Origin of the sequence: Dyella thailandensis, from assembly GCF_050749815.1 — a bacterium.
Classification (GTDB): domain Bacteria; phylum Pseudomonadota; class Gammaproteobacteria; order Xanthomonadales; family Rhodanobacteraceae; genus Dyella_A.
Window position 1 is genome coordinate 474,646 of the sequence record NZ_CP192735.1, and the last position, 15,762, is coordinate 490,407.

The 15,762-nt window shown below is 69.8% G+C and carries 19 protein-coding genes; 14 read left to right on the forward strand and 5 right to left on the reverse strand.

Annotation, left to right across the window (positions count from 1 at the left end):
* Positions 1-205: 205 nt before the first annotated feature.
* From ACQVBX_RS02115 to ACQVBX_RS02145, 7 genes are all read left to right on the forward strand, one after another.
* Positions 206-730, forward strand: a complete 525-nt coding sequence (locus ACQVBX_RS02115) for a sigma-70 family RNA polymerase sigma factor (RefSeq protein WP_431638093.1) — start codon at positions 206-208, stop codon at positions 728-730.
* Between the two features lies 1 nt (position 731).
* On the forward strand, positions 732-1,385 hold the full coding sequence (locus ACQVBX_RS02120) for an NrsF family protein (RefSeq protein WP_431636255.1): 654 nt from the start codon (positions 732-734) through the stop codon (positions 1,383-1,385).
* A 113-nt stretch (positions 1,386-1,498) separates the two neighbouring features.
* On the forward strand, positions 1,499-1,828 hold the full coding sequence (locus ACQVBX_RS02125; RefSeq protein WP_431636256.1) for a pentapeptide MXKDX repeat protein: 330 nt from the start codon (positions 1,499-1,501) through the stop codon (positions 1,826-1,828).
* A gap of 153 nt (positions 1,829-1,981) precedes the next feature.
* Positions 1,982-2,371 (forward strand): ribosome silencing factor, encoded by a 390-nt coding sequence (gene rsfS / locus ACQVBX_RS02130; RefSeq protein WP_431636257.1) that lies wholly within the window; start codon positions 1,982-1,984, stop codon positions 2,369-2,371.
* Positions 2,372-2,455: 84 nt separating this feature from the next.
* Entirely contained in the window at positions 2,456-2,926 is a 471-nt protein-coding gene (gene rlmH / locus ACQVBX_RS02135) for a 23S rRNA (pseudouridine(1915)-N(3))-methyltransferase RlmH (protein ID WP_431636258.1), read from the forward strand.
* Between the two features lie 56 nt (positions 2,927-2,982).
* On the forward strand, positions 2,983-3,429 hold the full coding sequence (locus tag ACQVBX_RS02140; RefSeq protein WP_431636259.1) for an N-acetyltransferase family protein: 447 nt from the start codon (positions 2,983-2,985) through the stop codon (positions 3,427-3,429).
* 23 nt (positions 3,430-3,452) lie between these two features.
* On the forward strand, positions 3,453-4,019 hold the full coding sequence (locus ACQVBX_RS02145; protein WP_431636260.1) for a Maf family protein: 567 nt from the start codon (positions 3,453-3,455) through the stop codon (positions 4,017-4,019).
* 16 nt (positions 4,020-4,035) lie between these two features.
* Here ACQVBX_RS02145 and ACQVBX_RS02150 read toward each other — a convergent pair whose 3' ends face one another.
* Positions 4,036-4,920: a CPBP family intramembrane glutamic endopeptidase gene (locus tag ACQVBX_RS02150; protein WP_431636261.1), complete on the reverse strand. Its 885-nt coding sequence runs from the start codon at positions 4,918-4,920 to the stop codon at positions 4,036-4,038.
* 151 nt (positions 4,921-5,071) lie between these two features.
* Here ACQVBX_RS02150 and ACQVBX_RS02155 point away from each other — a divergent pair, with 151 nt between their 5' ends.
* The gene (locus ACQVBX_RS02155) at positions 5,072-6,631 is read left to right on the forward strand and encodes a TerC family protein (protein WP_431636262.1); all 1,560 of its coding nucleotides are present in this window, start codon (positions 5,072-5,074) and stop codon (positions 6,629-6,631) included.
* A 26-nt stretch (positions 6,632-6,657) separates the two neighbouring features.
* Here ACQVBX_RS02155 and ACQVBX_RS02160 read toward each other — a convergent pair whose 3' ends face one another.
* Complete coding sequence (locus tag ACQVBX_RS02160) at positions 6,658-7,053, reverse strand: MAPEG family protein (protein ID WP_431636263.1); 396 nt, start codon at positions 7,051-7,053, stop codon at positions 6,658-6,660.
* Between the two features lie 113 nt (positions 7,054-7,166).
* Here ACQVBX_RS02160 and ypfJ point away from each other — a divergent pair, with 113 nt between their 5' ends.
* The 4 genes from ypfJ (at position 7,167) to ACQVBX_RS02180 (ending at position 9,491) form a co-directional block, all read left to right on the forward strand.
* Entirely contained in the window at positions 7,167-8,030 is an 864-nt protein-coding gene (gene ypfJ, locus ACQVBX_RS02165; RefSeq protein WP_431636264.1) for a KPN_02809 family neutral zinc metallopeptidase, read from the forward strand.
* 13 nt (positions 8,031-8,043) lie between these two features.
* Positions 8,044-8,271: a hypothetical protein gene (locus ACQVBX_RS02170; RefSeq protein ID WP_431636265.1), complete on the forward strand. Its 228-nt coding sequence runs from the start codon at positions 8,044-8,046 to the stop codon at positions 8,269-8,271.
* A 103-nt stretch (positions 8,272-8,374) separates the two neighbouring features.
* A complete protein-coding gene (locus tag ACQVBX_RS02175) occupies positions 8,375-8,761 on the forward strand; it encodes a YkgJ family cysteine cluster protein (RefSeq protein WP_431636266.1) in 387 nt (128 codons plus the stop codon).
* A 211-nt stretch (positions 8,762-8,972) separates the two neighbouring features.
* Positions 8,973-9,491 (forward strand): hypothetical protein, encoded by a 519-nt coding sequence (locus ACQVBX_RS02180; RefSeq protein WP_431636267.1) that lies wholly within the window; start codon positions 8,973-8,975, stop codon positions 9,489-9,491.
* Here the strand turns inward: ACQVBX_RS02180 and ACQVBX_RS02185 are convergent, their stop codons facing one another.
* The 3 genes from ACQVBX_RS02185 to ACQVBX_RS02195 all read right to left on the reverse strand — a co-directional run bounded on the left by ACQVBX_RS02185 (position 9,492) and on the right by ACQVBX_RS02195 (position 13,957).
* Positions 9,492-10,283 carry a dioxygenase family protein gene (locus ACQVBX_RS02185; RefSeq protein ID WP_431636268.1) on the reverse strand — a complete coding sequence of 264 codons (792 nt, stop codon included), beginning with the start codon at positions 10,281-10,283 and terminating at the stop codon, positions 9,492-9,494.
* A gap of 99 nt (positions 10,284-10,382) precedes the next feature.
* Positions 10,383-11,978, reverse strand: coding sequence for a sulfotransferase (locus tag ACQVBX_RS02190; RefSeq protein WP_431636269.1), 1,596 nt, complete (start codon positions 11,976-11,978; stop codon positions 10,383-10,385).
* 128 nt (positions 11,979-12,106) lie between these two features.
* Positions 12,107-13,957 (reverse strand): DEAD/DEAH box helicase, encoded by a 1,851-nt coding sequence (locus tag ACQVBX_RS02195; RefSeq protein WP_431636270.1) that lies wholly within the window; start codon positions 13,955-13,957, stop codon positions 12,107-12,109.
* A gap of 113 nt (positions 13,958-14,070) precedes the next feature.
* Here ACQVBX_RS02195 and ACQVBX_RS02200 point away from each other — a divergent pair, with 113 nt between their 5' ends.
* The gene (locus ACQVBX_RS02200; RefSeq protein WP_431636271.1) at positions 14,071-14,820 is read left to right on the forward strand and encodes an SDR family NAD(P)-dependent oxidoreductase; all 750 of its coding nucleotides are present in this window, start codon (positions 14,071-14,073) and stop codon (positions 14,818-14,820) included.
* Positions 14,821-14,891: 71 nt separating this feature from the next.
* The gene (gene fghA, locus ACQVBX_RS02205; RefSeq protein WP_431636272.1) at positions 14,892-15,740 is read left to right on the forward strand and encodes an S-formylglutathione hydrolase; all 849 of its coding nucleotides are present in this window, start codon (positions 14,892-14,894) and stop codon (positions 15,738-15,740) included.
* The last annotated feature ends 22 nt before the right edge of the window (positions 15,741-15,762 follow it).

Sequence of the window (15,762 nt, forward strand, 5' to 3'; positions counted from 1 at the left end):
CCAGGATCTACGCAGTAACCGGGCCGCAAGATGCAGCGAAATGCGGACAGGCCCTTGCCCGGAACGCCCGATGTCCGCCGTCTTGACCAACGCCCTCGCGATAGGCGTAGATGACGCCCTTGTATGGCACAGGGACGCGGTCCGGCGCGTGGATGATTCATCGCTCAGCGACAACCAGCAGGCGGACCTGCGCCGCGCCGCGTGGATGGCGGCTGCGCAGGCGGGCGACCGTGCCGCCTACGAGCGTGTGCTGGGCGAGTCGGTCGGCGTGATCCGCAGCGTGGCGCGCCGACAGGGCGTGCCGGTGGACCTGCTCGACGACGTGGTGCAGGAAACCCTGATCACCATCCATCGCGTGCGCCATACCTATGACCCGTCGCGCTCCTACCACGCCTGGCTGGCCGCCATCGCGGCCCGGCGCGGCATCGATGCGCTGCGCCAGCACGGTCGTCGCGATCGCCGCGAGCTGCACGAGCCGCTGGCGGTCGAGAATTTCGCCGAAGAAGGCGAAGCCAGCGACGCCACCGAACACGACCAGCGCGCCGCCGCCCTGCGTGAGGCCATTGCCACGCTGCCACCGGGCCAGCGCGAAGCGGTCGAACACCTGGGCCTGCGCGAGCGCTCGCTGGCCGAAACCGCCGAACTCACCGGGCGCTCCACCGGCGCTCTGAAAGTGAACCTGCATCGCGCCCTCAAGGCGCTGCGCGGGCGACTGCACGGAGACTCCTGACGTGGCCGACGCGCCTTCCCACGATTCGCTGATCCACGCGCTGGGCGCCGAGCTGGCGCCCGTGCGTCGGCTGCGCTCACCACTGCAGCGGGCGATCGGCTGGACCGTGCTGCTGGTGCTGCTGGCCGCGTTGCTGGCCCGGCACTACGGGCTGACGCCGATGCTCACCCGCTGGGCCGGCGCGCCGGATCTGGCCTGGGCCGGTCTGGGCGCGGTGCTGACGGCGATCGTCGCCGGCTGGGTGGCCTTCTCGCTGGGGGTGCCGGGACGTTCCGTGCGCCGCGCCTGGCTGGTGCTGCCGCCGGCGCTGCTGTGGATCGGCGCCAGCGGCATGGGCTGCCTGCGCGACTGGGTGGCGCCCGATACCGAAGTGGCCACCCTGGCGCAGACCCACGGCTGCTTCGGCTTCATCCTGACGTTCTCGCTGCCGCTGTCAGTGTTGATGGTGTGGCTGTTGCGCCGCGCCTACCCGCTGCGACCGGTGCTCACCGCGGTGATGATCGGCCTGGCCAGCGCCGCCGCATCGGCCAGCCTGCTCGAGATCTGCCACGAGTTCGATGCGGCGGCCACCGACCTGGCCATGCACGCGCTGGCGGTGGGCCTGGTGATCGGCGCCAATGCGCTGTGCGGTGGGCGGCTGATCCGGCGCGGCTGATTCAAAGTGAATGATTCAGCGCGAATGAAACGGGTGGCGTAACCGGCGGCGTCGCGGCGGCGAAAGAGGGAGGTGCGGCGCCCGCTGCACACCCAATTTCAGGAGAAAGTCGCATGAAAAATCTCAGCAAGCTCGCGCTCGGCCTGGCCTGCGCCCTGTTCGCCGGCAGCTTCGCCACCACCGCACTCGCCCAGGACAGCATGGCCCACGACAGCGGCGCGGCGATGCAGGGTGACGGCATGAAGCACGATTCGATGAAGCATGACTCGATGAAGCACGACGCCATGCAGGGCGACTCCATGAAGCATGACTCCATGAAGCACGACTCGATGAAGCATGATTCGATGAAGCACGACGCCATGAAGGGCGATTCCATGAAGAAGGATGACGCCATGAAGGGCGACGCGATGAAGGGCGACGCGATGAAGAGCGGCGGCATGTGATTGCGTTCGGGCTCCGGCTTGCCGGAGCCCGGCGCCTGCAGCCCGCGCGCCCGTTCAGGATTCTCCTGCCGGTCCGGCGGCGGGGCGCCGGGGAGGGGCGGTATACTGCGCCGGCGCGATTCTGCGCTGTGATTTGCACCGAGGCTCCCCCTCTTGGCTAACTCTTCCCGCACCGACAAGTCGGTGACCACCTCCAAGCTGCGCCAGCACGTGATCAGCGCGCTGGAGGAACTCAAGGCCAAGGACGTTCGCGAGATCGACGTTCGCGGCCGCACGTCCATTGCAGACCTGCTGGTGATCGCCTCGGGTACCTCGGCCCGGCACGTCAAATCCATCGCCGACGAAGTGGTGAAGTTCGCCAAGAAGGCGGGCGTGATGCCGCTCGGCGTGGAAGGCGAGCAGGAGGCGGAGTGGGTGCTGGTGGACCTGGGCGACGTGATCGTCCACGTCATGCTGCCGCGCATCCGCGAGTTCTACGGCCTCGAGCGCCTGTGGACCGTCGGCGATCGCGAGCCGGATGCCAGTGCCGCCAGCGCGGGCTGACCACGCTTTTCCCGCTCTCCCGGCCGGAGAACGGATGTCCGTGTGGCGATCTGCGCCATCTGGTTTGATTGATCGGGGCCGGCGATGCGCGCACGCCTGATCGCCGTCGGTGAGCGCATGCCCGGCTGGGTCGCCGAGGGCTTTGCCGAATACCGCAAGCGGCTTTCGCACGAGCTGCCGCTGGAATTGATCGAGCTCAAGCCCGGCGCACGCGGCAAGGGGCGCGATGACGCCCGCGCGATCCTCGACGAGGGCGCCGCGATCCTCGCCGCGATTCCGCGCGATACCCACGTGATCGCCCTCGACGGGCGCGGCAAGACCTGGTCCAGCGAAGAGCTCGCCGCGCAACTGGGCCAGTGGCGTATGGCCGGTCGCGACCTGGCCTTCCTCATCGGCGGCCCAGACGGCCACGCGCCGGAGGTCCTGGCGCGCGCCGAGCAGCGCTGGTCGCTGGGGCCGCTCACCCTGCCGCACATGCTGGTGCGCCTGGTGCTGGCCGAGCAGCTGTATCGCGCCACCACGATCGCCGCCGGGCACCCGTACCACCGCGCCTGAGTCGCCTCGCCGCGTGGCGACGCTATGCTGTGCCGCCCACCTCCGACGAGCTGCCCATGGCCCTCAGTGTCCGCACCGCCGATATCCACGATCTCGATGCCCTCGCGCCGTTGTTCGACGCCTACCGCCAGTTCTACGGGCAGGCCGCCGACCTGCCGCGTGCGCGGGCCTTCCTGGCCGAGCGTTTCGGCCATCATCAGTCGCTGATCCTGCTGGCCGAGCGCGACGGCGTGCCGGCCGGGTTCACCCAGCTCTACCCGCTGTTCTCCTCGGTGCGCACGGCGCGGGTGTATCTGCTCAACGATCTGTTCGTCGCCGCGTCGGCGCGCCGTGCCGGCGTGGCGCGCGCCCTGCTTACCGCCGCGGCCGAGCACTCGCGCGCGCTCGGCGCCGTGGGCCTGAGCCTGTCCACCGCGCTGGACAACGCGCCGGCGCAGGCGCTCTACGAATCGCTGGGTTGGGTGCGCGACCGGCAGTTCTGCGAATACAGTCTCACGCTCTGAACCGACCGCCGGCGGATCACCCCATGCTCTATCTCGCCTCGCAGTCCCCGCGTCGACGCCAGTTGCTGGAGCAGATCGGCGTGGCCTTCCAGGTCATCGACGTGGCGGTGCCGGAAGTGCGCGCTTCCGACGAATCGCCGCGTCACTACGTGAGCCGCGTCGCCCGCGACAAGGCGCTGGCCGGCCTCGCCGCCGCGGCCGACCCGCACGCCATGGTGCTGGGCAGCGACACCGAGGTAGTGCTGGACGACGAGGTCTTCGGCAAGCCCACCGACGCGGCCGATGCGGAAGCCATGTTGCGCCGGCTGTCCGGCCGCACGCACGAGGTGATCTCGGCCGTGTGGGCGGTCGATGCGCGGCATCAGGACAGCGAAGTGTGCGTCTCGCGCGTGCGCTTTGCCGCGCTGGACGAGGCCACCATCGCCGCCTACGTCGCCACCGGCGAACCGTTCGGCAAGGCCGGTGCCTACGCCATCCAGGGCCGCGGCGGCGTGCTGGTGGAGCATCTGGAAGGCAGCTATTCCGGCGTCATGGGCCTGCCGGTGTTCGAGACGGCGCGGCTGCTGGCGCGGTTCGCGCAGCGACGCTGAATCCTGCGCCGCGCGGTCAGCCTGGCGGATGCGCCACCACGAACCAGCCCGCCACCGCGAGCACGTTGTTGATGCCGTGCGCCATCACCGCCGGCCATAGCGATCCGGATTTGAGGCGCAGCCAGGCGCAGCCGAGGCCGAGCAGGGCGAGATTGGGTACGGCGTACCAGCGCCAGCCCAGGTCCGGCAGGTGGACCATGCCGAACAGCAGCGCGCTCAGGCCCATCGCCAGCGCGATGCGCGTGTTGCCCGCGGTGGCCATCGCCGGCGCTCGGCGAAAGCCGAGCAGGGAAGAAAACAGCACGCCGCGGAACAGTGTTTCCTCCACCAGCGGCCCCAGCGTGACTGCCGAGAGCGCCAGCACAAGACGCCCGCTGAGCGAGGCGCTCTGGCCCATCTGCGCAATGCTCTGGGTGACCGGGTGGCTGCCTGCCAGCAGATGGGTGAGCATGCCGCCGATGATCGGCACGCTCACGCCCAGCGCGAGGGCCGCCGCGTAGAACGCCGCGCTGGCGCTGGGCGCAAACCCGAAGCCCTGCCAGGCGGAGCCCAGGCGCCACTGGCGCGGCCAGCGCCGATGCACGATCCACAACGTGACCGATGCGGCGATCAGCAAGGTCGCGGCGGTGACCCCGGTGCGCAGGTCTGGATTGCTCAGGGCGGCCTGCAGCGCACTCATGGTGTGGTCGCTGCTGCCCCTGGCGCCGTCGTGGGCAAAGCCGATACGCATGCCGACCACCAGCCCCACCAGCGAGCCGGCGGTAAAGCCCACTGCCAGCTGCAGGGCAAAATACAGCGCCAGCAGGCCGATCGCCTCGCCCACGCCGGGCGCGCGCACCGGGGCCGGCAGGGTCGGCGGCATCGGAGGCGGAGCGGCGAACAGTTCGGCGGAGGCATTCACGGGGGCGGTGATCCGTTTCGGTGGCAGGGCGGCTCGACGCTAGCGGGAGCGCTCGGCACCGCGCAATCCCTGCCATCGGTCATGGTGGCGCGCGGTGGCTTGTATAGTGGTGCGTCCATACACGGAGGAATCCCGCGCCGAGGCGCTGCCCATGTTCGCATTCGACTGGCTTGCCGACCCCACCGCCTGGGCCGGTCTTCTCACCCTGGTGGTGCTGGAGATCGTGCTGGGCATCGACAACCTGGTGTTTGTCGCGATCCTCGCCGACAAGCTGCCGCCTAGTCACCGCGACCGCGCCCGCATCAGCGGCCTGGCGATCGCCTTGCTCATGCGACTGGTGCTGCTCGGCGCGATGAGCTGGCTGGTCAAGCTGACCACACCCATTGTGCAGTGGCAGGATTTTTCGCTGTCCTGGCGCGACATCATCCTGCTGCTGGGCGGCGCGTTCCTGCTGTTCAAGGCCACGCTGGAGCTGCACGAGCGGCTGGAAGCGTCCGACGTGGGCGAAGGCGGCGCGCGCGCGCCGGCGAAGTTCTGGCTGGTGGTGGCGCAGATCGTGGCGCTGGACGCGGTGTTCTCGCTGGACTCGGTGATCACCGCCGTGGGCATGGTCGATCACCTGTCGGTGATGATGATCGCCGTGGTCGCCGCCATGGTCATCATGATCAGCGCCAGCAAGCCGCTCACCGCCTTCGTCAACGCGCGGCCGACGGTGATCATCCTGTGCCTGTCGTTCCTGCTGATGATCGGTTTCAGCCTGGTCGCCGAAGGCTTCGGCTTCCACATCCCGAAGGGCTACCTGTACGCGGCGATCGGCTTCTCGATCATGATCGAGGTGTTCAACCAGACTATGCGCCGCAACCGCCAGCGCAGCCTGCTCGGCAGCGCGCGGCACCTGCGCGACCGCACCGCCCAGGCGGTGCTGCGCCTGCTGGGCGCCGGCGGCGTGGAGGACGATGGCGAGGCAGCGAAACCTGCCACGGGTGCAGACGAGGAAGCGCCCGCGGTGGCGGTGTTCGGCAAGGACGAGTTGTCGATGGTGCAGGGGGTGCTGGATCTGGCCCAGCGCCCGGTGCGTTCGATCATGACGCCGCGCCCGGAGATCCGCTGGATCGATCCGCGCGATGACCTGCCGACCGTGCGGCGCGAGTTGGCCGAGGCCGGCCACAGCTGGCTGCCGCTGGCCCACGACGATCTGGACGATCTGCTCGGCGTGGCGTCCACGCGCGACCTGCTGGCCAGTCTGCTCGACCACGGTCGGATCGAGCTGGACAGCGTGGTGCGCAAGCCGCTGATGGTGCTCGAGTCGCTCAGTGTGCTGCGGCTGATCGACGAGTTCCGCCGCGCGCCGCTGCAGGTGGCGCTGGTGGTGGACGAATACGGCAGCCTGCTCGGTCTGGTCACGCCCAGCGACGTGCTGGAGGTGATCGCCGGCGAGTTCCCCGATGCGCTGGGTAGCGATCCGTCGGCCAGTCAGAACGAAGACGGCACCTGGCTGTTCGATGCCGGACTGGACGTGCGCCGCGCCGAACAGCTGCTAGGCCAGCGGCTGAACGTGGACGACAGCTTCTCGACCCTGGCCGGCCTGGTGCTGCAGCAGCTCGGACGTTTCCCGCAGGTCGGCGATGGCGTGGTCGCCGACGGCTGGCGCTTCGAGGTGGTGGCGATGGATGGCGCGCGCATCGATCGCCTGCGCGTGGCGCCGGTTTAGCCGACGCCACACCGCGGATGCGGCGCTCAGCTCACCAGCAGAGCGCGCACCACGCCGATCGCCGCCAGCACCAGTACCACCAGCCACGCCAGCATGGCGGTGGCGAAGCCGCCGCCGCGCTTGGCCGGGTCCGCCAGGTAGGCGGCGAAGTACCACACGCGTCCGACGATCCACACCAGCCCGGCGATGCCGGCCCAGCCGGCAAAGCCGTGCGTGGCGGCCAGCCACAGCGTGGGCAGGAACAGCACGGTCTGCTCGATGGTGTTCATCTGCACGCGGTATGCGCGCTCGAAGCCTTCGTGGCCGCTGGTGGCCGGCGCCTTGATGCCGTACTTGCCGCGGGCGCTGCCGACCGCGAACACGGTGGCGGCGAGCAGCAGCACGTTGAGCAGGGTGACCAGGGCGGGCAGTTGCTGGAGCATCGTCGATCCTTCTGGAAATGTCGGCGCAGGTGCCGGGTGTCGATCGTGGCAGGAGCAGGAGCGAGGCGCTATCGTCTGGAGAGGGCGCCGGCGGACGGCGTGGGAGATCAGCCATGCGTTGGCAGAAGGGGCGTCGCAGCGACAACGTGGTGTTCGATGACGGCAGCGGTGGCGGCGGGCCGCGCTTCGGCGGCGGTCGCGGGCTGGGGCTGGGCGGCATCGTGATCCTGGCCATCCTCGGGCTGGTGTTCTTCAAGGACCCCACCGCGCTGCTCAGCCAGGTCGACACCGGCAGCGGCAGCACGGCACCGGCGACCACGCCGGCCAACGCCAACGATCCGCAGGTGGATTTCGTGCGCGCCATCCTCGGCGACACCGAGGACGAATGGGGCCAGATCTTCGCCCAGCAGGGGCGCCACTACGAGCAGCCCAAGCTCACCCTGTTCTCCGGCCGGGTGAACACCGCCTGCGGAGCGGCCACGGCGGCGGTGGGGCCGTTCTACTGCCCGGGCGATCGCCACGTATACCTGGATCTGGCGTTCTTTCAGGAGCTGCAGGACCGCTTCCACACCACCGGCGACTTCGCCCGCGCCTACGTGATCGCCCACGAGGTGGGCCACCACGTGCAGAACTTGCTGGGCGTGTTCGACAAGGTGGATGCCGCGCGTCGCAAGGGCGCCACGTTGCAGGGTGCCAACGGCCTGTCGGTGCGCCAGGAACTGCAGGCCGACTGTCTCGCCGGGGTCTGGGCCCACGCCGCCGAGCAGCGCAATCAGTGGCTGGATCCGGGCGACCTGGAGACCGCGCTCAACGCCGCCAGCCAGATCGGTGACGACACCTTGCAGCGCGAGTCGCGCGGCGAGGTGATGCCCGATTCGTTCACCCACGGCACTTCGGCGCAGCGCGTGCACTGGTTCAAGGCCGGCTTCGACAGCGGCGACGTGGGCCAGTGCAACACGTTTGCCGGTCCGGTCTAACAGGAGCCTGGCGATGTCGGACATGGCGCTGGGGATTCCGATCGGGCTGGCGATGGGCATGGGCAGTGGCATCGCCATGGGCGTGGCCAGCGGCACGCAGGCCGGCCGTCGGCAGGCCTGCAAGGACGTGGCCGCGTGGCTGCAGCAGCACGGTGTCGTGCTGAGCACGCCAGACGGCGAGGTGTTGGATGCCCAGGCCCTGCTGACGGTGGTCGGCGGCCGGTCCGGCAACCGCGGCTAAATGCCGCCGCAGACGCGCCCCGGTCGGCACGCTCCGCCGTGCCTTTGCTCGCTCTAGAATCCGCGCGCTGCGCGCCTCGGGGTGCGCCACTCCCGGTCCATCCATGCTGCATCCCTGCCTGCGCTGCGGCGCGTGCTGCGCGCACTTTCGTGTGGCCTTCCACTGGTCGGAGGCCGAGTCGTTCCTCGGCGGCGAAGTGCCCGCCGAACTTACCGCCAAGCTCGATCCGCACCGGCTGGTGATGCGCGGTACCGAGTCCAAGCCGGTGCGCTGCGTGGCGCTGCAGGGCGAGGTGGGCGAGCAGGCGAGCTGCGGCATCTACGCGCAGCGCCCGTCGGTATGCCGCGAGGTGCTGCCATCCTGGGAGTTCGGCGCGCCCAGCGCGCAGTGCGACAAGGCGCGCGCTGCGCACGGGCTGGCGCCGCTGACGCCGCAGGACTGGATTGATCCCAGCGGCGCGGATGTGCCGCCGCTGCCACGCAGCGCCTGATCGTCGTCGCGCCGGCGCTGCGCGGCCTCCGTTATCCCGCCGACCTCTCTCGTACCGTCCTGGCCCCGGGAAGAATGCTTGCGGCTGAAGGATTACGCTCGTAATCTGCACGAGAATTACGGACGTAATCCAAAGGTGAGCCATGAAAAACCAGCACGAAGCGCGGCATGCACACAGGGCGTGGAATCGCGTGGCGACCGGGAAAACGGTGATGGCCTGCCTGCTGCTGGCCGGGCTCGCCGGTTGCGCCCGTCATGCCGTGCGTACCGATACCCCGCCTTCCAACGAGGGCGACGCGTCCTGGCACGCGGTGGAGCCGCCGGACACCGTGCATTACCAGCTCGCCATGGGTGAGGTATCCAGCGGCGCCACCACCATCCAGCGCGTCACCCCGGTGTATCCGGCGGCGCAGCTGGCGGCCTGTCCACCGGTGGTGGAAGTCACCGCCAAGCTGATCGTCGATCGCGCCGGCAAGGTCACTGACGTGCGCCCCGGCAACGCAGCCTCGGCGCAAGCGGATCTCGCCCCGTATCTCGGCGCCACGCGGGCGGCGGCGCTACGCTGGCAGTTCAATCCGCTGCAGATCAACCACTGGGCCGCCAACGCCAACGGCGAGAGCCACGTGGTGGACAGCCGCACCGAACCCTTCAGTCGGGACTACCTGTTCCGCTTCACCTGCCGCGCCGGCAAAGCGCAGGTCTCGGCCGGCGACAGGCCGGCCGCGGGCTGATCAGGCGGCGGCGTCGAAGCGGTAGATGTCCATCGCCAGGATGCCCAGATCGATGCCGGCATCCAGACGCTGCGTTCGCGCGCCGTCACCGGCAGCACCCAGCGCCACGAACAGCGGCAGCAGATGCTCGTCGGTGGGATGCGCGCGCTCGGCGAACGGCGCCTGCCGGCGGTAGTCGAGCAGGGCGGCCGTGTCGCCTTCGGCCAGACGCTGCTCGATCCAGCGGATGAAGGGCTGCACGTACGGCGCCTCGCGCTCGGTGCTGTAGCCGGCGGCGAGATCATGCAGGTTGTGGGTGATCGAGCCCGAACCGATCACCAGCACGCCGTCCTCGCGCAGCGGGGCCAGCGCACGCCCCACCGCCAGCTGATGCGCCGGGCCGCCGTGCGGCTCGATCGACAGCGGCACCACCGGGATGTCGGCCGCCGGATACATCAGTCGCAGCGGCACCCACACGCCGTGGTCCAGGCCGCGCGAGGTATCCACGGTCGCCGGCAGGCCGGCGTCTTCGAGTCGCTGTGCGACCTCGTCAGCCAGTGCCGGATCGCCCGGTGCCGGATAGCGCAGCTGGTAGAGCGCCGGCGGGAACCCGCCGAAGTCGTGCACCGTCTCCGGTTGCGCGGCGCCACCCACCCGCGGGCTGCGCGCCAGGTAATGCGCGCTGGCCACCACGATCGCGCGCGGGCGTGGCAGCGTCGCAGCGAGTTCAGCCAGTCGTGCGCCGGTGGCACCGGGCCGCAGCGCGGTCATCGGCGAACCGTGTGAAACGTAAAGGCTGGGCAGGCGGGTCATGGCGCTCTCCGGGGAATATGCCAAACATAAGGCCGGTACCCGGTGTTTTCGCCGTCACGTAGCGCGACAGCCTGCTGCCCGGCGCGAACGCTGCGCGCCTCAGTCGGCGTCGGCGAGCGCCCGGCGCAGCGAATCGAGCAGGGTGCCGTAGTGCGCCGCACGGGCGGTATCGCGGCGCAGCGGCTGGCGTACCTGGGAAGCGCTGGGCGTGCGCACGCTGCGCATGGCGCGGTGGTAGTCGAGGCAGGCGGCGTCGAAGGGAAGATCGCAAAACGCCAGCAGCGCGCGGATCTCCGCCTCGGGGTCATCCAGCAGCGCCTCGTAGCGCTGGATGCGCACGCGCTGCGGCTGCTCGGCCTGCCAGGTCGCCAAGGCGCGCTGGTAGTCACGCGTGTACGCGCCGATGTCGGTGAGATCACAGGCGAAATGCGGCAGCCGGTAGAACTGCTGCTTGAAGCACGACCAGCCCGCTTCCAGGGCGTCGCGCCGCGCGTCGACGATGCGTGCGCCCGGCAGCATGGCGCCGAGCAGGCCGGCGTAGAGCCAGTTCTCCGGCATCTTGTCGGTGTGACGCACGCGCTGCGTGCGCCAGCGCGCGGTGCGTTCCAGATAGCGCTGGCCCAACCGCTGCCAGTCGTTCGCGGTGGCCGTGGTCATCCACGCCAGCAGCGGCTGCTGGCGCCGGTGGGACTCCTCGGCGATCACCGCCTGCAGATCGTCCAGCTCGCTGGCGCCTTCCACTTGCGGATGCGCGGCGAGGATCTGTTCGAACAGGGTGGAGCCCGAGCGCGGCAGGCCGACGATGAAGATCACTTCGTGCCCCAGCGTGGCGTCCAGCGGTGCCGGCAACTGGCGACCGGCCTCGATCATCCGGGCGACGTGGGTGCTGAAGGTGGGCGCGTGCCACGGCGCCAGCTGGCGCATGCGCGCGTTGGCGGCGGCGAGTGCGGCAAAGGCGTCTTCGTAACGGCTCCGATCCTCCAGCGCCTTGCCCAGTGCGAAGCCCATCGCGATGCGATCGCTGTCCGCCACGTCGGCGCGTTGCACCAGGGTGGACAGCGTGGTGACGTCCTCGTCGCGCAACGGCTGCGTCTTGATGTTGGCCAGGCCACGCCAGGCGTCGCCGCAGGCAGGATGGCGCGCCAGCGCAGCGCGGTAATGCCCGGCGGCCTCGTCGAAGCGGCCCAGGTGCACCAGCGCATCGGCGGCAAGGATGTGCGCGGGCAGCAGCTCCGGCGCCAACCCGGCGGCCCGCTGCAGCGCGCGCAGCGCCTCCTCGCTGTCGCCAAGCTGCTGCAGGTTGCGGCCGAGGTTGAACCAGGCCATGGGGTAATCCGGCGCCGCCACGCAGGCCTGTCGCCACGAATGCAGCGCGGCGGCGATGTCGCCGCTGTTCGCCTGCGCGGTGGCCAGATCGTTCAACACCAGCGCGTCGTGCGGCGCCAGCGCGAGCGCCTTGCGCAGCACGGCGATGGCGTCCTCGATGCGGCCGCGTCGGGTGGCGGCGATGCCCTGCATGCGCAGCACTTCCACATGGCGCGGGGCCAGTCGCTGCAACGCATCGAGCACGCGCTCGGCGACGTCGAGTTGGCCATCGCGGATCGCCCGGGCGGCAGCGTGCAACTGCTCGCGCTGCGATACGGACAGGCCGCTCAGACGCGGATCGACCCCGGGCCGGGGCGGGGCGGTGTTCATGCGGCGAATCGGGCGAAGGTCATCGGCCGATGGTACGGGGCCGGCCGTCGTCAGGGCGAGCACCACGTCGCGCAGGGTTTCCCAAAGCACGAAACCCGCGCCGAAGCGCGAGTTTCGTGGTGGATCGCTCAGTACTTGCGGCGCGGTGGCTTGCCGCCGCCGGGGCGCGGCTTGCCCTTGAAGCCGCCCGGACGCGGGCCGCCCGTGCGCGGCGGCGGGCGATCGGCGGCGCCGTCGTCCTTGCCGTCCCACTCGTGAATGCGCAGCTGGTGCTGCACCACCCAGACCTTCTTCAGGTGCTCGAACACTTCCTTGGGCATGCCATCGGGCAGATCGATCAGGCTGTACTCGCCACGGATGCTGAGGCGCCCGATGAAGCTGCTTTCCAGGCCCGCCTCGTTGGCGATGGCGCCGATGATGTTTCCCGGCTTCACGCCGTGCTCGTGACCCACCTCGATGCGGTAGGTGCGCTTGCCTTCCTCGGTGACGTGGGCGCGCTGCACCGGGCGCGAGAACGACTCACGCGGGTTGCCGGCGTCGTGGCCGCGCGGTTCGCGCTCGTGGCGAGTGCCGCGTTCGGCACGGTCGTGGCTGCGCTCACGCGGTTCGTGCTCGCGCGGCGTGAACTCGCGCTTGGGCGGCGGCGTCAGCAGCAGCGGCTGGTCGCCCTGGGCGATGCGCGCCAGCGCGGAAGCGATCTCGATCGCCGGCACGTTGTGCTCCTGTTCGTACTGCTCGATCAGCTGCTGGAAAAACTCCAGTTCGCCCTGCGCAAGGGTGTCGCTGATGCGCTGCTTGAACTTGCCGATGCGCACGTCGTTGACCGCCTCGACGGTGGGCAGCTTCATCTCCTCGATCGGCTGGCGGGTGGCGCGTTCGATCGCGCGCAGCATGCCCTTCTCGCGCGGCGTGACGAACAGGATCGCCTCGCCCGCGCGCCCGGCGCGGCCGGTGCGGCCGATGCGGTGCACGTAGCTCTCGGTGTCGTACGGGATGTCGTAGTTCATCACGTGGGTGATGCGCTCCACGTCCAGTCCGCGCGCGGCCACGTCGGTGGCCACGAGGATGTCGAGCTTGCCGTCCTTGAGCTGCTGGATCACCCGCTCGCGCTGCGGCTGGGCGATGTCGCCGTTGATCGCGGCGGCGGCCAGGCCGCGCGCCTGCAGCTTCTCGGCCAGCTCCTCGGTGGCCTGCTTGGTGCGCGCGAAGATGATCATCGCGTCGAACGGCTCGGCCTCGAGGATGCGGGTGAGCGCGTCGAGCTTGTGCAGGCCGCTGACCCACCAGTAGCGCTGACGGATGTTCGCCGCAGTGGTGGTGGAGGACTTGATGGTGACCTCCACCGGGTCCTTCAGGTGCTTCTGCGCGATCTTGCGGATCACCGTGGGCATGGTCGCCGAGAACAGCGCCACCTGGCGCGTCGGTGGGGTCGCCTCGAGCACTTTCTGCACGTCGTCGATGAAACCCATGCGCAGCATTTCGTCGGCTTCGTCGAGCACCAGGTACTTCAGCTCGGACAGATCCAGCGTGCCCTTGTCCAGATGATCGATCACGCGGCCGGGCGTGCCCACCACCACCTGCACGCCGCGGCGCAGCGCCTGCAGCTGCGGACCGTAGCTCTGCCCGCCGTAGATCGGCAGCACCTGCAGCCCAGGCATGTGCGTGGCGTAGCGCTGGAAGGCTTCGGCCACCTGGATCGCCAGTTCGCGCGTGGGCGCCAGCACCAGCGCCTGCGGCTTGCCGGGCTTGAGCTCGATGCGCGAGAGGATCGGCAGCGCGAACGCGGCAGTCTTGCCGGTGCCGGTCTGCGCCTGGCCGAGCACGTCGCGCCCTTCCATCAGCGGCGGGATGGTGGCGGCCTGGATCGGCGAGGGCGACTCGTAGCCGACATCGGCCAGCGCGCGCAGGATGGCCGGATTCAGCCCAAGCGCAGTGAAGCCGGCGGTAGCCGGGGCGGAGTCGGGAGACGGGGATGACATCGGGGAACCTCGGGGTGGCACGCCGGACGGCGCGCGGAAAATGGGCGCTATTGTAGCAGGCTGCGGGCACGTGGCCCGGCTCGTAAAACGTTCAAGGCACAGGAGATTCAGGCATGGCGAAGCGTCTGGTGGGAAAGGTCGCGCTGGTGACGGGCGCGTCCTCCGGGATCGGTGAGGCGACGGCGGTTGCCTTGGCCGGGGAAGGTGCGCGCGTGGCGGTGACGGCGCGCCGCCGCGACCGGCTGCAGCGGCTGGCTGCCGAACTGGCCGCGCTGGGCGCCGAACCGCTGGTGCTGGAGGCCGATCTGCTCGACGAGGCGCAGGCCCAGCGCGTGGTGCGCGACACCGAGGCGCATTTCGGACGTCTGGACGTCCTGGTGAACAACGCCGGCGTGATGTACCTGGAGCCGGTGGCCGAGGCGGACCTGGGCCGCTGGCGGCAGATGCTGGAGCTCAATGTGCTCAGCCTGATCGCCTCCACCCAGGCCGCGCTGCCGGGTATGACGGCGCGCCACGACGGCCACATCGTCAACATCTCCTCCACCGCCGGGCGCATCGCCAACCCGAATGCCGCGGCGTACTCGGCGACCAAGTTCGGCGTGGTGGCGTTCTCCGAGGCGCTGCGGCGCGAGGTCTACAAGCACGGCATCCGGGTGAGCGTGATCGAGCCGGGCGTGGTGCAGACCGAGCTGCGCGACCACATTGGCCACGCCGCCACCAAGGACGCGCTCAATGCCTGGGCCGACTCCATGCGCCAGCTGCAGTCGCGCGACGTGGCCGAGGTGATCGCGTTCTGCGTGACGCGCCCGCCGCACGTCAACATCAACGAGGTGCTGATGCGGCCCACCGACCAGGAACGTTGAGTGCTTCGAAGCGCTGCGTTGTGGATGGCGGCTTATGATCGACATCTTGTGTTGATTCCACGGAGGCGGTGATGGACGGTTTCGAGACTCTTTCCGAGCAGGCCTGTTTCGGCGGCGTGCAGGGCTTCTATCGCCACGCCTCCACCAGCTGCGCGGGGCCGATGCGGTTCGCCGTCTACCAGCCGCCGCAGGCGGTGCAGGGCAAGTGCCCGGTGCTGTACTACCTGGCCGGCCTCACCTGCACCGAGGAGACCGCCACCATCAAGGCCGGCGCGCAGCGACTGGCCGCGCAGTTCGGCCTGGTGTTGGTGATGCCCGACACCAGCCCGCGCGACACCGGCATCGAGGGCGCCACCGGCGACTGGGAATTCGGCGAGGGTGCGGGCTTCTACGTCGATGCCACGCAGGCGCCCTATGCGGAGCGATTTAACATGCATCGCTACGTGGTGGAGGAACTGCCGGCGCTGGTCGCGCGGCATTTCCCGGTCGACCTCGAACGCAGCGGCATCTTCGGCCACTCGATGGGCGGCCACGGCGCGCTGACCATCGCCCTGCGTCACCCCGAACGCTATCGCTCGGTATCGGCGTTCGCGCCGATCGTGGCGCCCAGCCAGGTGCCGTGGGGCCGCAAGGCGCTGCCGAAATACCTGGGCGAGGATCGTGCGGCCTGGGCCGACTACGACGCTTGCGAACTGGTCCACCGGCAGACCTTTGCCGGCACCATCCTCATTGATCAGGGCGAAGCGGACAAATTCCTGGAGGCCCAGCTCAAGCCCGAACTATTCGACCAGGCCTGCGCCGAGGCCGGTCAGCCGCTGCTGCTGCGCCGCCATCCCGGCTACGACCACAGCTACTGGTTCATCAGCACCTTCATGGAAGACCACCTGCGCCACCACGCCAAGGCGCTGGGCCTTCTGTAGGAGCCCGCTCGCGGGCGATGCT

Bases quoted from the DNA above. Each gene is read 5' to 3' on its own strand.
- ACQVBX_RS02115 (WP_431638093.1), top strand. From the start codon at position 206: ATGGCGGCTGCGCAGGCGGGCGACCGTGCCGCCTACGAGCGTGTGCTG.
- ACQVBX_RS02125 (WP_431636256.1), top strand. From the start codon at position 1,499: ATGAAAAATCTCAGCAAGCTCGCGCTCGGCCTGGCCTGCGCCCTGTTC.
- rlmH (WP_431636258.1), top strand. From the start codon at position 2,456: ATGCGCGCACGCCTGATCGCCGTCGGTGAGCGCATGCCCGGCTGGGTC.
- ACQVBX_RS02140 (WP_431636259.1), top strand. From the start codon at position 2,983: ATGGCCCTCAGTGTCCGCACCGCCGATATCCACGATCTCGATGCCCTC.
- ACQVBX_RS02145 (WP_431636260.1), top strand. From the start codon at position 3,453: ATGCTCTATCTCGCCTCGCAGTCCCCGCGTCGACGCCAGTTGCTGGAG.
- ACQVBX_RS02155 (WP_431636262.1), top strand. From the start codon at position 5,072: ATGTTCGCATTCGACTGGCTTGCCGACCCCACCGCCTGGGCCGGTCTT.
- ACQVBX_RS02160 (WP_431636263.1), bottom strand. From the start codon at position 7,053: ATGCTCCAGCAACTGCCCGCCCTGGTCACCCTGCTCAACGTGCTGCTG.
- ypfJ (WP_431636264.1), top strand. From the start codon at position 7,167: ATGCGTTGGCAGAAGGGGCGTCGCAGCGACAACGTGGTGTTCGATGAC.
- ACQVBX_RS02170 (WP_431636265.1), top strand. From the start codon at position 8,044: ATGTCGGACATGGCGCTGGGGATTCCGATCGGGCTGGCGATGGGCATG.
- ACQVBX_RS02175 (WP_431636266.1), top strand. From the start codon at position 8,375: ATGCTGCATCCCTGCCTGCGCTGCGGCGCGTGCTGCGCGCACTTTCGT.
- ACQVBX_RS02180 (WP_431636267.1), top strand. From the start codon at position 8,973: ATGGCCTGCCTGCTGCTGGCCGGGCTCGCCGGTTGCGCCCGTCATGCC.
- ACQVBX_RS02185 (WP_431636268.1), bottom strand. From the start codon at position 10,283: ATGACCCGCCTGCCCAGCCTTTACGTTTCACACGGTTCGCCGATGACC.
- ACQVBX_RS02190 (WP_431636269.1), bottom strand. From the start codon at position 11,978: ATGAACACCGCCCCGCCCCGGCCCGGGGTCGATCCGCGTCTGAGCGGC.
- ACQVBX_RS02195 (WP_431636270.1), bottom strand. From the start codon at position 13,957: ATGTCATCCCCGTCTCCCGACTCCGCCCCGGCTACCGCCGGCTTCACT.
- ACQVBX_RS02200 (WP_431636271.1), top strand. From the start codon at position 14,071: ATGGCGAAGCGTCTGGTGGGAAAGGTCGCGCTGGTGACGGGCGCGTCC.
- fghA (WP_431636272.1), top strand. From the start codon at position 14,892: ATGGACGGTTTCGAGACTCTTTCCGAGCAGGCCTGTTTCGGCGGCGTG.